The sequence below is a fragment of the Bacillus sp. AFS073361 genome (assembly GCF_002567005.1).
In the GTDB taxonomy this organism is placed as follows: Bacteria; Bacillota; Bacilli; order Bacillales; family Cytobacillaceae; genus Neobacillus.
On record NZ_NUZU01000039.1, the window covers coordinates 530,086 to 546,604 of the forward strand.

Consider the following 16,519-nt stretch of genomic DNA (forward strand, 5'->3'; position numbering starts at 1 on the left):
AAGCTTCCCATGTTATGAATGTGCTTGAAATTTTTTTCGTAAACTCCCTACCAACCATAGTAAAAGAGGGATTCCTACCATATTGACCGGAAGAGCAAAATTGATCCAATACTTATTCAGATAAAGGAGGCTAAACGTTGGGGTGGGAAAGATGACCGATATCCCAAAAAAGACGGGCACGGTAAACCAGAGCATTTTTCGCCAGTTTTTGATATGGAACAATTGTGCGGTTCCATAGTTAGCTAAAAAGAAGTAAAGCGATAATTTAATAAAAATACTAAGGATCCAAACTAGAACAGCCAGGATTTCTAAGTTTTGAATAAAATCCATCACTGTAACATAGCTGACCGTATCAAATGCAGGATGCCGCAGCTTTGATGCAATTTCTGGTCCCAATATCAGCAATACTCCAATTACGACTGAACTAACAAGCCCTGAAGCTACAGCAATTCCCAAAACTGCGCTTTTTAAGCCCTTTTGTGGATGGTCCATAAATGAAAGGAGCATTAACATCATGACAGACTCTCCAAGAAAAGAGAGCGGAGTTAAGGTTCCTTTCATAATTGGCAGGAGTCCCGTATCTGAAAAGATGGGCAGAAAATTGTGGTAATTAAAAATGGATACGGATAAAAACAACATAATGAGAACGGATAGGAATACGATGGGACCAAACACTTCGCTGCACCGTCCAATCCCTTCAATGCCTCCACTGTAAGTTACATAGATTAGTGTCAAAAGCATGGTTAACACTAATATCCACAATGGTGTAGTTGGAAGTAGTATGGTAATGGTAAAGTCTGCAAATTCCCTTAAGATATCACCAATTACAGAAAACCATTGAATAAGATAAACAGCTACAATAAGCAATCCGAACCACTTGCCAAAAATAAGCTGACTATATTCAACAAGTGTTTTTCCTGGATAAAGAAGGGCAGCCTTTGAGGACACGTATACAATCATAATACCTAACATTCCGGCAAGGCAATAGCATATCCAGGCATCTTGCTTAGCAACCTGAAAAGTTGGGGAAATGGTAATCAGTATCATATTTCCCGTTTCGAAAGTGAACATCAGCCAAAAAATTTGCAGTGCTGAGAGTTTCATTTTTTGACCTCACTTTCTTTATACATCAATGAGGTACCATTCATTCCAATGTCCGTAATCTTAACGTCGGCTTTTACTATAATCTTAGCCTCTGAAAATTTCTTATCCCATTCATTTTTCAAAGATTTCCACATTTTTGGTTTCTTTCGATGGATCACTTCGCCAAATCCAAAGATATCTAAGCCATACTCATTTTGTACTTTTTTTATCGTTTGTTGAACTTGTTTTTGGGCATAAGTTTCGAATTCCTTTTCGCGCTGTTTAAGATTGTTGTGGTACTGAACATCCAAATTTGAATTATTTTCCGTTAAGGTCCCCTCGCCCTTCAATGTGACTATGAACTTAATTTGATTATGATGACTAATATGCGGTTTAATTTTACTGCTAATTCGGTTTAATTGGAGACTTGCATTACTATCCTTTTTTGCAATACTAATCGTATATTTTTTCAGAATTCCCATTACCCACAGCATATGTTTGTTTTCTTCCATATTTAAAAGTCCCCGCATTTTTAGGTTTTGATCGAATATTGCCACTCCTGCAATCCGTAGTAGAGGTGGATTAGCTGATCCCACTTTCCCTGCTTTATTTCCATTCTGAGAACTGCTGAACTCAAGAACAGGCATTGTGGAGCGTAAACCGTCACTATTAGCTGCCGTCATAAAATTTAAGTAAGTCGTGTTCCCTCTTCCTCCCGATTTTTCATGTATACTTAAAGCCGCAGTAGCCGGTGGCTTTTCTAAAGGATTGGTTAGAGAAAGTGCTTCTTTAGCCGTCGCACCCTTGATGACAAATATATCCGTTCTCAAACTAACCTCGGGACTCCTTTGATTTGCATCCAGCATTTTCTTTAGTCCACGACGTGCAAATTGCTCGCCAAGAATAATGACACGTCGCTGACCGGCAAACAACTCCCTTGGAAGTTTTAACTGTATGTTATCCAAACAGTCGCTTGGATTTTTTCCCTTCGCAGAAATCGTAAAAAATCCCTTTTCTCCTCCTGTACCGCCTTGGGTTTGCATATTAGATGGAATGACAATTTGACCGCTTATTTCTACTCCATTATTTTTTGCACTATCATAGCCTGAAGCCAGCCATATCGCTCGTTCATTTAACTCTTTGCTATCCCAGCATCCAGAAATGAAAAAGAGGGAGAAACATAATACTAAATGAAGAATGTACTCTTTCTTCAATCATCTCTTCCCCCTTTTTTCGGACTTGGCTTTTGTCCAGGAGGAATTCGTGGTTTATTGCTGCCGAAGGTAAAAATCGGACCAAACTGCATAGCCCATCGGGGTGACCTGAAAAATGCGCTCTTTAAATCCCGGGGAATCTGTGGGGCCACAGGTGTAAAATACGGAACCCCAAAAGAGCGGAGATTGACAAGATGAATGGTCAGCATAATAAAGCCCAGTGTGATCCCGTATAAACCAAAGATTCCAGCTAAAATCAGCATGGCAAATCGGACGAGCCTCAGCGCAGTTCCAAGATTGTAACGTGGAATTGAAAACGAGGCAATTCCGGTTGTAGCTACGACAATGACCATGGGGGCAGAGACGATACCTGCTTGTACAGCTGCCTGTCCGACGACAAGAGCTCCAACAATACTGACCGCTGAACCGACCGCTCTTGGCAAGCGTATCCCAGCCTCCCGTAACCCTTCAAACACAAATTCCATAATCAAGGCTTCAATGATGGCTGGGAATGGGACACCCTCTCGAGCTGACGCTATACTAATAAGGAGTTTAGTGGGTATTAGTTTTGGATGATAGGTTGAAAGCGCGACATATAAAGATGGTAAAAAGAGAGTCATATTAAACAAAACATAACGAACAAACCGGATGAAATTGGTATAGAAAAAACGTTCATAGTAATCCTCAACCGTCTGAAGTCCATCCCAAAATGTCATTGGAGCAATGAGGGCAAACGGAGTATTATCGACGAGAATCGCGACTTTTCCTTCCAATAAGTTGGCCACAACAATATCTGGCCTTTCTGTATTTTGAATTTGCGGGAATGGTGAAAATGGCATGTCCTCAATAAATTCCTCTATGTACTCAGATTCCAGTATCGCGTCAATTTTAATACGCCCCAACCTTTTACGTACCTCTTCCAATAGTGAATCCTGAGCAATTCCCTCAATGTAAGCAATAACAATATCGGTTTGAGAAAGTTCGCCAATCGAGAGGGACTCCAATTTCAGTCTAGTGCTTCGGATTCTTCTGCGGAGAAGGGTAGTATTTGTCCGGATTAATTCTGTAAATCCATCTCTCGGGCCTCTAATGGTGATTTCTGTTGCCGGTTCTTCCACATTCCGCATTTCAAATTCTGTTAAATTGACAAGTAAAGCTTGTGATTCACCTTCTAATAATATTCCGACATTCGCCTTCAAGACCCCATTAACCAGTTCGTGCATCTGTGAAACAGTTTTAACAGGAGTGACAGATAAAAGCTGTTTCTCCATGATTTGTACTATCGATCGAATTTCAACGCTATCATTGGGAAGCCCCTCAAATACCATCGGTTTGAACAGCATACTCTCCAGAGTTTTTGTGTCAGTTAATCCATCTAAATAAGCTAGAAGAATTTTAGGTTTGCCTGTTATATATATAGGACGAATGATAAAGTCAGCGCAATTTTGAAACATTTCTTTTAAAATTTGTTCGTTTTCCGAAAGATTCGTACTGAATGGTTCGATAGTTTCTTCTCCAAGGGACAGTGAAATGATTTTCTTCAATTTATCTACCTTTTCTCGTTTACGGAACCGAACCATTCTTGTGCCCCCTTTAATTCACTGTGTATTATTTTTCCAATAAGGGAGGTTTATATGCACTTTTTACGGAGGATAAGATGTAATTTTTTACAATTACAAAAAAATTGCTCACTACTCAAATTAGCCTTTAAATCTCTCTAGTCTGTGGAAGCATGTTTTTGCTATAAATAGAATAAAATCGAAAAAAGGACAATTTCCTAGAAAGGTGATCAAAGTGAAAGAAATTACCTTTAAAGCATTTGCTGTCACCCATGAAATTGACTTGAACAAAATTGCCATTCATTGCGGGATTCCTAAAAAATTCACCTGGGAACAACCTTTGATCCTAAGAGGCGCTATTCTAGAATCGATTCTCCATAGCAATGTAGATGATTCGCAAATGGTGCTGATCTTTTCTTTTGGCAGTATTGTCTTCATTAATCATTTGTGTGTTGATGAGATCGAGAGTTTATTGTATTACATCCATTCCTTCGAACCAGATTTTGACATTAAACAAGCCGACAGATATAGCGACGATTACTGCCTTCATATTACTGAGACGGAGAACCTTGAATTGACGGACGAATATGTAGTCGTCCCTGAATATGAAGAATTTTACCCTGAATTGATTTCTACTGTTATTGCAAAATCCGTGGCGCTTGAAAAGACAGAGGAACAACTTGGGCAAATCCATGACAAACTCGAAACCATGATCGACAGACTGGAGAAAGGCAACCTGCGAATTGGTAACAAGGAGCTGGCCCGGACGACAGCAAAAATCGTCCGTCACGAATACAATACCCTTGCGTATATCATGATTTTGGATAAGCCTGATATTACCTGGACGAGCAGCGCGGCCAGCGGTTTTTACGACAGAATGGTGGAGTTTTTTGAATTGAACGATCGCTATAAAATATTGAAGATCAAAACGGAGATTTTATACAACATCATGGATGGTTTTTCCACCATCAGCCATTCAATTCGAGGATTATTCGTGGAATGGATCATCGTCACTCTTATTGTCATTGAAATTGTCCTGACTGTCTTGGAAATTGGCGGCTGGCTATAAATAAAAGGTGACACCCGGTGCCTTCGGACTGGGTGCCTCTTTGCTTTGATTTAGTATTAGAATAAACCTCTAGTTTAAGCTCGCTTTCATTTCTTCTACGGATTCTACCTCAAATCCTAAATCAAGTAACATTTTGTGATCTTCGGATTCTTCTTGTCCAGTAGTTGTTAAGTAATCACCGACGAAGATGGAATTGGCTGCATATAAACCCAATGCTTGTAGTGAACCAAAGTTGACTTCTCGTCCGCCTGAAATCCGAATTTCTTTTGTTGGATTAACAAAACGAAATAACGCCAAAACCTTTAAACAATAAAGTGGGGTTAGTTCTTTTACTCCTTCTAAAGGAGTACCATCAATCGCATGTAGGAAATTAACTGGAATGGAATCCGCATCAAGAGCTTTTAAGCTTTTAGCCATATCGACTACATCTTGCTTTGTCTCCTTCATTCCTACAATAACACCTGAACATGGCGACATTCCGGATTCTTTTACTGTTTCTACCGTATTGACTCGATCATCGTATGTATGGGAAGTTGTGATGTTGGCATGGTTGCTCGCTGATGTATTGATATTATGATTGTAACGATCTACTCCGGCTTCTTTCAGCTGCTTCGCTTGTTCTGGTTTTAACAGTCCAAGACAGGCACAAACTTTCAATCCATATGTTTCCTTTATTTCTTTAACTGCCTCCACTACGTGTGCAACATCTTTATTAGATGGTCCTCTGCCACTAGCCACAATACAGTACGTCCCTATATTTAAATCATGTGCACGTTTTGCGCCTTCAAGTATCGTATCCTTATCTACCATTCTGTAAGAATTAATCGGTGCTGTCGAAATAGATGATTGAGAGCAATAGCCACAATTCTCGGGACAGAGTCCAGATTTCGCATTCAAGATCATATTAAGTTTTACCTTTTTTCCATAATATCGCTTTCTGATTTGAAAAGCAGCGTGCATTAGTAGAAGAACGTCATCATCTGGACATTCTAATATGGAAAGTGCCTCCTGATTGGTTATATCCATCCCATCTAACACTCGATCTGCAAGATTCATCCATTTATTCATCTTTATCCCTCCATTTTAAAATAAATACTATATATTCTTTTATTGTAAACTATAATAATAAATAGGTTAACAATAAAATGAAATAATCGTAAATAAAATTAGATTTGCTCATTGAAACATTAGATTCGCTCGATGCAGTCTAAAAGTCGCCCATTGGAACCCCATATTCGCCCATTAACCTGAAAAATTCGCCCATTGATGTGACAAATCGAAGACAAGGCGCAAAAAAAAGCGGGGATATCTCCGCTTTTTCTTGGAATTCTTCGCATTCTATTGATAATGTAAACACTCTTTTGTCTCTATTCAGGGAAAATTCCTCTTACCATTCTTTAACGCTCTCCCTGTAACGCAGCTTTTGTTTTTTACCGATCTGACCGTCTAACCACTCGACCAAATCTTCTAAAAACTTCTCTTTTCCCGCTTCATCAAAGGGTCGATGCTTGGCCAAAGGGTACTCGCATAGCTGTTTATCCTTTGAGGAAACCCGGTAAAAAAACTGATTCAACTTTGTTGGTGGTGTAATTTTATCATCAAGTCCATACTGCAATAATAACGGCAGTTTAATCGACTGTGCCTGATTCTCTAAACGTGATATCGCTTGAATCAATCCACTTCCCAAACCTGGTGTAACGATATTGTGACGCAAGCGATCGGAATAGTACTTAGTACGCACTGCCGTATTTTTCTTCATCAAAAAGATTCTTCGAGATTTATTGATACTATAGTCTGGTTTAACCTTACCCATAATGGTTATGCCTAACTGCTCTAACGGTTTCACTTCGTATGAAATGGCCGGCGATAGAGCAATAATTCCTGAAATGCCGTCACTATAATCCAAGGCATAATCAAGAGTAATCAAGCCCCCAAGGCTATGCCCCACAATATACAAAGGCCTTTCAGGCTGATCTAGCGCAACAAGGTTTCGAAACTCATGTAAATCTCCTCTAAATTCATCCCATGATTGGATAAATCCCCTTTTACCAGAGCTTTTTCCATGACCGCGTAAATCAAACGTATAAACTATATACCCACTTTTAACCAGTCTTTTGAATAGATTCTGCATTCCGCCGCTATGGTCGCCATGTCCATGAACTAAAATAACTGCTGCTTTTGAAGCTGTCAATGGTTCGATTACTTTAAAAAATAGTTCTGTTCCACCGTCACCATTAAATGTCCCTGCTGTAATCATCTTTGATAATCCTCCTGTTGCAAACACGATTAAAAAATGGATTTGACCATAGAAAACTTATTAAATCCATTTTAGTATAAAACAAGGTAAAAGCAATTATATTCAGGGGCATTATCATACCTTTTATAAAAAGAAAAAAATAGACACCCCATCACTTCGGTAAGGGTGTCTGTTAAAGCTTTCATGGAATCATGCCTTGGCATTCAAATTCCTAATCATATTGCCAAGGTGGAATACTATCTCAATACTAGCCAGTTCTTAATTAAGAAAGCATTTCTTCTTTTTCTTTTCCGTATTTATTATTCCCCTTTTTCTCCTTTTCCTTTAATACATAGCTGAGTAAGTCTAGTACAATACGGGCTGCTACTTGTCCGGTCATGCCCGTTGGATCATATGGCGGGGCAACTTCAACTAAGTCAAAGCCGATGACTTCTCCTCTTTTGGAAATTCCGTCAAGCAATTCATTAACCTCATCATAGAGGAGGCCTCCTGGAGAGGGAGTGCCTGTTCCAGGGGCAATTGACGGATCGATTCCGTCGATATCAATCGTTACATAATATTTTTCTCCCGGAGGAATTAGCTCCAGCACTTCCTTAAGTCCCTTCTTTCTCATCTGTCGCGGTGATAGGATCACACTGCCATACGCTCTTGCTGCTTCGACGTCTTCTTTTTTGCTGCTGCTAATCCCGCGAATGCCAAACTGAAATATCTTCTGAACGTAATCCAGCTCAGATAAGCGGCGTATGCAGTTTCCGTGACCATACCGCATGCCTGAGCGGTGATCCGCCCAGTCTAAATGGGCATCAATTTGAATCACATGAAACGGACCTATATCTTCTAGTCCTTTTCCGACTGCTGCAGTGATGGAATGATCGCCGCCTAATACAACCGGCATCGCACCTTTGGAAATAATTTTTCGGATTGCTTCTTCTGTATTCTCATGGCACTGCATAATATCTCCGTGTACCATGTCTACATCACCGCAGTCGACTACTTTCCATTCAGGTCCTAGGTACATAATATCGTTTTCAATATCATAAGCACCCTCCAAACCGAAACTATATAATGTAGAGCCTTCGCGGATTCCTCTAGGGCCCATTCTTGCTCCTGATTTCCATTGTGTACCCATGTCATTAGGCACCCCAATGACCGCCACATCAGCGTCAAGCTGGTTCAGGTCCGCACATATTGGGTATTTCCCAAAAGTACAAATTCCTGTAAAAGGTAAATTTAAAAACTGTTTTTCATTACGATTAGACATTCATGCTGCCTCCTTCTAGATTTTCATCCTCGCTTTTTGCTCATGCAAGGTTTTCTGCCAGCGGGCCAGTCTTAATAAAGGATTTTTAAATTTTGCTTCTATACTTTTTATACAATTAATTTTCAATTAAAGTAGTGGTTTTCACCTCATAAGTCTTTTGAAATAAGTTTAGATAGTCCTCTTTTGTCAGATCTCTTGAATTCGCCTGAGTACATAAATGTTTAAAGGCTCCTTCCGCTAGAAAAGGGAAGTCTTCGGGATTTACATTGCCTAAATCTCGGAAGCTAGGAATCCCGATGTTATTTGCCAGCTCTTTTAACAGCACAACACCTTCGTACGCCGTTTCCTCAACTGTTTTTCCTTCAGGATTTGCCCCAAGCTTGATTGCTACCTGGGCGTGCTTTTCTGGATTTGAAGGAATATTAAATTCAAATACATGTGGAAGAAAAATTGAATTCGCCACTCCATGTGGAGTATCATAGAGTCCTCCAAGTGGTTCGGCCATCGCATGTACAGCCCCAAGATCCGTGTTATCAAAGGCGATGCCTGCAACTAAACTGCCCAAAAGCAAATTTTTCCTAGCCTCTAAATCATGACCATTTTCTACTGCTAATGGAAGGTATTTGGCTATTAATTCAATAGCATATAGCCCCAAAGCATCTGAAAGTGGTTGAGCAACTTTGCAGGTATAAGCTTCAATTGCATGTGTAAGTGCATCCATTCCTGTAGCTGCTGTAATCGATTTAGGCAAGGTTAACGTCAATTCAGGATCAACAAGTGCCAGTTTAGGAGCGATTTTCAAATCTAGTATCGCCTCCTTCTGTTTCGTCACGGTATCCGTAATGACAGACCCTCTTGTCACTTCACTACCGGTACCTGAAGTTGTCGGAATACAAATTAGTGGTGGGATTTCCCGTTCCAGTAAATTTACCCCGTAACGTTCTCTTAGCTCTCCTCCATGTGTAAGAAGTGTCCCAATTGCTTTAGCTGTATCCATTGAGCTTCCGCCGCCAAGACCAATTAAGAGATCGATATTCTGATTTTTAAACTGTTGATAAGCACTCTCGCAATCTACATCTTTTGGATTAGGTGATATTTCATCATAAACAATATAATTGACACCTTCTTGATCTAATGACTGTGTGATTTTTTCCAAAATTCCTGTTTGCGCAAGTCCTTTATCTGTAATAATAAGCGCTTTATTTCCACCTAATTCTTTAGCCCTTTTCCCAATATTCTTTACTTTCCCATTCCCAAACTCTATAGAAGTAGGCAGATTAAAATGAAAATCCCATAACATAATAAATTCCTCCTCTGTTTTTTGAATATTCCGAATTTAAATTTTATATTTTTAATTAATTGCTAAACCATTCAGTTGGCTTAACATCTAAATTAATATTGATTTGCTTTACCTCAGTAAACGTATCCAAGCCAAAGGTTCCTAACCCGCGGCCAATCCCGCTCTGCTTGTAACCTCCCCACGGTGCTTCATTATAGGCGAGGTTATAAGCATTAACATAAGTAATTCCGGCTCTTACTTTTTTAATAACCCTCAAAGCTTTGGCGCCATCTTGTGAAAAAACACCAGCTGCAAGCCCGTATGAAGTATCATTTGCCAGCTGGATTGCTTCCGCCTCATCTTTAAACTTTTGAACGACAAGAACTGGACCAAAGATTTCTTCCTGAACAATTCTCATGTCAGGTTTGGTGTCAACAAATATTGTTGGTTCCAAAAAATAACCATTTTCAAGCCCGTTGCTTGTGATACGGTTGCCACCGCAAGCTAATGCAGCCCCTTCGTCTAAGCCAATTTGAATATATTCAAGGATCTTCTTCATATGGTCTTCACTTACAAGCGGGCCCATCTCGGTAGAGGAATCATCCCCAGGGCCAACCTGAATCTTTTTCGCTCTTTCTACCAATCTAGCAATGAACTTATCATGAATGCTCTCTTCTAACAGTAAACGGGATCCCGCATTACATACTTGGCCGGCATTGGTAAAAATTCCGTTCAAAGCATAATCAATGGCTGTCTCAAAATCTGCATCAGCGAAAACAATATTTGGCGACTTGCCGCCTAGTTCGAGTGAAATGTTTTTAATATTTCCTGTTGCTGAATTCATGATTTTTCTACCCGTTGCTGTACTACCTGTAAAAGAAATCAGATCCACCTTTTGGCTTTCCGCTATTTCATTTCCTACTGTTGAACCACCTCCCAAAACTAAGTTTGCAACACCAGCTGGTACCCCCACTTCTTCCATGATCTCAAATAATTTGTAAGTGGTGACTGGAGTGATTTCAGCTGGTTTAAATACAAGCGTATTTCCCGCAGCAAGCGCAGGGGCTATTTTCCAAGCTCCCGTCAACAATGGAAAATTCCATGCAGCGATAAGTCCGCATACACCGACAGGTTCCCGAATAACCATGGCTTGCACAGGATCGGCAACAGAATACGTTTGACCATTTGGCTTTGTCACTAACCCAGCATAGTATCGAAAGCAATTCACGGTATCAGCAATATCAAACTCGGATTCTTTAAGAGGTTTTCCCGTATTCTCTGTTTCAAGTTGGCTAAGCTCGTCTGCCTTTTCTTCAATCTTATCCGCTATTTTAAATAAGTAGGTTGCACGTTCAGATGCCGGTAAGTCTGACCAAATTCCAGAATCAAAAGCTGTTCGTGCTGCATTAATCGCCATTTGGGCTTCTTCTCTACTTCCCTGCGGGGCCTCAGCCATGATATTACCGTTTGCAGGATTCACAACATGACTCTTAGCTCCTCTTAATGAATCCATCCATTCACCATTAATAAACATTTTCAACTTCAGCATTTTTACAAACCTCCAGTATATTATTTTCACCTTACCTGTTGAGGGATAACCTCTCGATTAATGTCATGGACATTTTGTGGAATCAATTCTTTTTCAAAATGAAACTCAGGAAGTGGTTGGCGGAACCATTTCGTCAAATAAATAAGATAAATCAAGCCGCATGCCATCCAGATGCCCCCGAGAATCAACGCATCCCTTTCTAAATGCGACCACAACCATACCGTAAACCCTGCGCCAACGAGTGGTAATAATAGGTACCGAATGCAATCCATAAAAGAACGCTTATGATTTCTGATAAAATAATGGGCGATAACAGACAGATTTACAGAAGTAAAGGCAATTAACGCTCCAAAATTGATAAACTTAATAACTTGTTCTAGGGTTAATGGAATTGCGAGTAAAGAAACTACGCCAATCACAATGATGCCAAGTGACGGTGTTTTAAATTTAGGATGAATGTATCCAAATATTTTTTTAGGTAATACGGAATCTCGTCCCATCGCATATAACACTCGCGATGCGCTTGTGATTGAAGCGATTCCTGAAGAGAAATTACCAATAATCACTGCTGTAATAAAAATGGACTTAAATAAATTTCCTCCGATCAGCACTGCAATTTCAAGGGCTGCAGAATCAGCATGTTTGAAAGCAATGCCCGGATGCACCAATTGTGCTAAGTAAGAAGAGCCAATATACAAAACTCCGATAAACAATAGCATGATGATAATCGCTCTTGGGATCGTTTTTTCGGGATTGATTGTTTCCTCTGATAAAGTGGTGAGTGAGTCAAAACCAAGAAAACTAAAGCAAAGAATGGTAGCTCCTGCCAAGATAACGGACAAGGAAACATCTGCATCAAACAATGGCTTAATGGAGAAAAGACTACCCGCCCCTACTCCTTCTGATAAACTTTTGAAGGATAATATCCAGAAAAGGCAAACAAAAATGACTTGAGCAATAACAAAAATTTTACTCGTTATTGCTGAGATCTCCACACCTAGTATGCTCGGAGATACGATGCTTGCAGTTAACACAATTACCCACACATAATGCGGGATTCCAGGAAATACAGCACTTAAAAAGACAGTGGACATCAAGCAGGTAACCATAGGCGTTAATATATAATCAAGCATAATCGTCCAACCTACAATGAACCCAACCTCAGAATTAATAGATTTTTGCGTAAAGGAATAGGCTGACCCTGAGATCGGGTAGGCTTTCGCCATCTTGCCATAGCTGAGAGCTGTAAAAAGTATTGCTAGAAAAGCAATAATGTATGCAGTCGTAATAACACCTCTTGAGGTAACGGCAGCAATTCCATAGGTATTAAAAAACACCATGGGGTTATTCCATGCAATCCCTAAAAAAACAACCTGTGACAAAGTAAGTGTTCTTGCAAGCGCTTTCTGTTTCATAACTCAACTCCCTTCGTATTAGTAAATTTAATTCTTAGATGATTTAGAAGATTTCGTATTTTTATTGTAAACCTTGTTGTTACACAAAGGTCAATAGATGTATTATATTTTTTAAGGGGGGTTAATTCATTGAAAATAAAGGAAAAATTAACCATTGGTGAAATGGCGAGATTAAGAGGGGTAACATCGGAGACTTTACGTCACTATGATCGAATTGACCTATTCAAACCTCAATATGTCGATCCCGATTCGGGATATCGCTACTATTCTATTTTTCAATATGAAGTTTTAGGGACCATTAAAGAGTTGCGGCAACTTGGGATGAGTACGGACGAAATAAAGGATTATTTTAATGAACGTAATTTTAATAAGTCCTTGGACATTCTGAAAACCAAGCATACAGAACTTGTGTCAAAACTGAACGAGCTACATGACTTGGAGGAAAATATTCGGGGGAAAATTGGATACTTGGAGCATGTAGCGAAAGAAAAAGAACTTCAATCGGTGTTTTTCCGCGAAATAGGAAGAAGGAAGTTAATTACCTTAAATGAAAAAATAAATAATAATTTGGAACTCAGTTATGGTGTTATAAGGTTAGAGAATATGCTTACCGAGAAGACACCAATTCTGGCTAGTAATAGACTGGGCATTATCATCCAGGAAGCGGATCTTCGAGCGAAACGATTTGAAGAACCATCCATTATTTTTGTAGTGGCAAAAAATAAAGAAAAAATACCAAAACAGTGTCAAATGACGGTTCCTGCTGGGTTATTTGCGTGTATTCGTTATAACGGAGAATTATTATGGAATCGAAGCGAAAGTTTGAGTAAGATATTGGAATATCTTGATGAAGCCGGATATCACATAACCGGCGATGCGCTGCAAATTATGCACGTCGATATTACAATCACCGATAAACCAAATGAGATTACATTCGAAATTCAAGTTCCCGTTCAAATAAAAAATTTTTCCCAATAAAAACACAGGGGTCAACTAACCCCTGTGTTGAATTACTTTTGATTGTCTAACGATAAATTCAATCCTTTTTGATAATATTGCTTCATCATTTCTTCAGGAACCATATTTCCACCAGTCCCCCAGATAATATGTGTAGCTTTACTCATTTTTTCCGTTAAATTATGCTTCAGTAAATAATTCGTTCCATCTTTAGATAATTTAATTGGTCCTATCATGCCTGCTAGTGCTGAAGGTTCTAAACGAATCCCCTCTGTATCAACTAGTTCCTTTAATAGCTTATACAACTGTTCATCGCTAACCGTATAATTACCACTTAGAAACGGTTCTATAGTTTTACCTACAAATCCAGATGGTCTTCCTACAGCAAGTCCATCAGCGTCTGTTACATTATCAAGACCAATATCTTGCACAGAAATTTTATCATGAAGTCCAGTCATTAAACCAAGTAACATACATGGAGAGTGGCTAGGTTCTGCAAAGAAACAGTGAACATGGTCTTGATACACTAACTTCAAACCAAAAGCTATTCCGCCAGGACCACCGCCTACTCCACATGGAAGGTAAACAAACAAAGGATGATTTTCATCAATTGTTATCTCTAACTCTTCTAATTGTTTTTGTAATCGAAATGCTGCTACTGCGTATCCTAAAAATAGGTCATAAGAATTTTCATCATCTACAAAATAACATGTAGGATCCCCATCTGCTTGGAGTCGACCTTCCTCTACTGCTTTACTATAATCCGATTCATATTCAATTACATTAACATTTTTGCTTCGAAGTAAGTCTTTTTTCCATTGTTTTGCATCAGCCGACATATGAACGGTCACATTAAAACCTAACTTTGCACTTATGATGCCTATACTAAGTCCTAAATTTCCAGTCGAACCTACTGCGATTGAGTATTGGGAGAAGAAGGTTCGAAACCTATCACTATCTAAAATGGAATAGTCATCTTGAATCGTCAACAATTGATGTTGAAGAGCTAAATCTTCGGCATGTTTGAGAACTTCATAAATCCCGCCTCTTGCTTTTATAGACCCTGATATAGGGAGGTGACTATCACACTTAAGCAATAATTCACCTAATATCGGTTGTCGATAATTCTGCTCTAAAGATTGTTTCATAGAAGGAATTCTCACCAATGGAGATTCTATTATCCCATTCTTCTTTTTTGTTTCTGGGAAAACCTTGGCAATATATGGAGCAAAACGTTTCAATCTTTCCTCTGCATCCTTTACATCGTCTTGAGTAAGGGGGGATTTTTTAATTCCTGTTTTAAACTTTTCAATTTTAGGATTTAACCACAATATTTCATTCAACGAAATGAGTTTGTTTAGTAAAGGATAGTTTTCTTTCCATGTTTGTAGATCACCGAATTCAATCTCTTTCACTTTGATAGTCCTCCTCATTAACTTGATTATAGTCATCAGCACAACGTAAAATATAATTTAATGATTGTTAAATGCAGTTTAACATATATTTGAAAACGGTGACCCCGCCAATTTTTTAATTTTTTTATTTAACAAACGGCCACACTTCAATAACAACCAATTAAAGGTATTTTTTTATAATGTGTCTTTTCTTGGTATAATAGATAATGTTTTTAAAATTACATGTATGGTGATTAACTGATTTAGAATCAATTCACTATTTATATAGTAGGTAAAGATAAATTTTAGTAAGTTTTATCGTTACGAAAAGAGGAGGAACATATGAATAAACAGAGTATATACGGATTAACGATCGATCAATTAGCCGACTGGCTTGAGGCCCACGGCGAGAAGAAGTCGAGAGCACAGAAAGTTTGGGAATACCTTTATCGAAAGCGTGTCACAGCATTCTCGGAGATGACGGAAGTTAATCCAGAGTGTGTTCAACTATTAGCAGACAACTTCGTGATCCAAACCTTACAGGAACACATTAAACAAGAATCCGCTGATGGCACGATTAAGTTTTTGTTTAAATTGCAGGATGGCAATTTAATCGAAACGGTTTTAATGAGGCAGAAATACGGCCTTTCAGTTTGCGTGACAACACAAGTTGGCTGTAACATCGGCTGCAGCTTTTGTGCAAGTGGGTTATTAGCGAAAAGCCGCGATTTATCCAGTGGGGAAATTGTTGAGCAAATTATGAATGTGCAGCTGCATCTGGACAAAAAAGGCCTGGGAGAAACCGTCAGCCATGTGGTTGTGATGGGCATTGGGGAACCTTTTGATAATTTTGAAAACCTATTAGATTTTATCAAGGTAATAAAAGATGATAAAGGACTAGCCATCGCGGCTAGACGTATCACCGTCTCCACAAGCGGTCTTGCGGACAAGCTGATTGAGTTCACGGATAAAGGGCTGCAGGTAAACCTGGCAGTGTCATTACATGCGCCAAATAATGAACTTCGGACGCGTATTATGAAAATAAACCGGGCCATTCCGATTGAAAAATTAATGAAGGCTATGGAGTATTATGTAGACAAAACAAATCGACGGATTACGATTGAATATATTCTGTTGCGAGATGTTAATGACCATAAACAAGAAGCTGAGGAGCTTGTCGACCTGCTTCGTCCACTCGGGCAGAAAGTCTATGTAAACTTAATTCCATATAACCCGGTTGATGAACACAGTCAATATCAACGAAGTGAACAGGAATCGGTATTGTCCTTTTATGATACGTTGAAAAAGGGCGGGGTTAATTGTAAGATCCGCCAAGAGCATGGCACAGACATTGATGCCGCGTGCGGTCAATTACGGAGCAAACAAATAAGAAATGCTTAAGCATAGTTTTTTAATAAGAAAAGCGCAAGCGCCCTGGTCAGCGGCGTATGGCCTCCTCGAAAGAGCTAACGTTCTTTCTTC

At 39.2% G+C, this 16,519-nt stretch carries 13 protein-coding genes; 3 read left to right on the top strand and 10 right to left on the bottom strand.

The genetic code is table 11. The annotated features are described in order from the left end of the window. Positions 1–12: 12 nt before the first annotated feature. The 3 genes from COJ96_RS22840 to COJ96_RS22850 are packed head-to-tail and all read right to left on the bottom strand — an operon-like array spanning position 13 to position 3,877. Positions 13–1,104 (bottom strand): GerAB/ArcD/ProY family transporter, encoded by a 1,092-nt coding sequence (locus tag COJ96_RS22840; protein WP_098576075.1) that lies wholly within the window; start codon positions 1,102–1,104, stop codon positions 13–15. After that, a complete protein-coding gene (locus COJ96_RS22845; protein ID WP_098576076.1) occupies positions 1,101–2,297 on the bottom strand; it encodes a Ger(x)C family spore germination protein in 1,197 nt (398 codons plus the stop codon). The genes COJ96_RS22840 and COJ96_RS22845 overlap by 4 nt, the downstream gene beginning before the upstream one ends. Next, entirely contained in the window at positions 2,294–3,877 is a 1,584-nt protein-coding gene (locus COJ96_RS22850) for a spore germination protein (protein ID WP_098576077.1), read from the bottom strand. The genes COJ96_RS22845 and COJ96_RS22850 overlap by 4 nt, the downstream gene beginning before the upstream one ends. A 214-nt stretch (positions 3,878–4,091) precedes the next feature. Between COJ96_RS22850 and COJ96_RS22855 the strand changes: the two genes are divergently transcribed. Next, positions 4,092–4,925 carry an RMD1 family protein gene (locus COJ96_RS22855; RefSeq protein ID WP_098576078.1) on the top strand — a complete coding sequence of 278 codons (834 nt, stop codon included), beginning with the start codon at positions 4,092–4,094 and terminating at the stop codon, positions 4,923–4,925. A gap of 69 nt (positions 4,926–4,994) precedes the next feature. Here COJ96_RS22855 and bioB read toward each other — a convergent pair whose 3' ends face one another. The 6 genes from bioB to COJ96_RS22885 all read right to left on the bottom strand — a co-directional run bounded on the left by bioB (position 4,995) and on the right by COJ96_RS22885 (position 12,686). After that, on the bottom strand, positions 4,995–5,993 hold the full coding sequence (bioB, locus tag COJ96_RS22860; RefSeq protein WP_098576079.1) for a biotin synthase BioB: 999 nt from the start codon (positions 5,991–5,993) through the stop codon (positions 4,995–4,997). Between the two features lie 319 nt (positions 5,994–6,312). After that, positions 6,313–7,182: an alpha/beta hydrolase gene (locus COJ96_RS22865; protein WP_098576080.1), complete on the bottom strand. Its 870-nt coding sequence runs from the start codon at positions 7,180–7,182 to the stop codon at positions 6,313–6,315. 262 nt (positions 7,183–7,444) lie between these two features. Next, positions 7,445–8,443: an agmatinase gene (gene speB / locus COJ96_RS22870; protein WP_098576081.1), complete on the bottom strand. Its 999-nt coding sequence runs from the start codon at positions 8,441–8,443 to the stop codon at positions 7,445–7,447. Between the two features lie 115 nt (positions 8,444–8,558). Next, positions 8,559–9,743 (bottom strand): iron-containing alcohol dehydrogenase, encoded by a 1,185-nt coding sequence (locus COJ96_RS22875; protein ID WP_098576082.1) that lies wholly within the window; start codon positions 9,741–9,743, stop codon positions 8,559–8,561. Between the two features lie 55 nt (positions 9,744–9,798). After that, complete coding sequence (locus COJ96_RS22880) at positions 9,799–11,271, bottom strand: aldehyde dehydrogenase family protein (RefSeq protein ID WP_098576083.1); 1,473 nt, start codon at positions 11,269–11,271, stop codon at positions 9,799–9,801. Positions 11,272–11,297: 26 nt separating this feature from the next. Continuing rightward, entirely contained in the window at positions 11,298–12,686 is a 1,389-nt protein-coding gene (locus COJ96_RS22885) for an APC family permease (RefSeq protein WP_098576084.1), read from the bottom strand. Between the two features lie 129 nt (positions 12,687–12,815). On the opposite strand from COJ96_RS22885, the gene COJ96_RS22890 reads away from it, so the two are divergent. Beyond that, positions 12,816–13,664, top strand: a complete 849-nt coding sequence (locus COJ96_RS22890) for a MerR family transcriptional regulator (protein ID WP_218936520.1) — start codon at positions 12,816–12,818, stop codon at positions 13,662–13,664. Positions 13,665–13,696: 32 nt separating this feature from the next. Here COJ96_RS22890 and COJ96_RS22895 read toward each other — a convergent pair whose 3' ends face one another. Further along, positions 13,697–15,058, bottom strand: coding sequence for a D-serine ammonia-lyase (locus COJ96_RS22895; protein WP_098576085.1), 1,362 nt, complete (start codon positions 15,056–15,058; stop codon positions 13,697–13,699). Between the two features lie 321 nt (positions 15,059–15,379). Between COJ96_RS22895 and rlmN the strand changes: the two genes are divergently transcribed. After that, positions 15,380–16,438 carry a dual-specificity RNA methyltransferase RlmN gene (gene rlmN, locus COJ96_RS22900; RefSeq protein ID WP_098576086.1) on the top strand — a complete coding sequence of 353 codons (1,059 nt, stop codon included), beginning with the start codon at positions 15,380–15,382 and terminating at the stop codon, positions 16,436–16,438. The last annotated feature ends 81 nt before the right edge of the window (positions 16,439–16,519 follow it).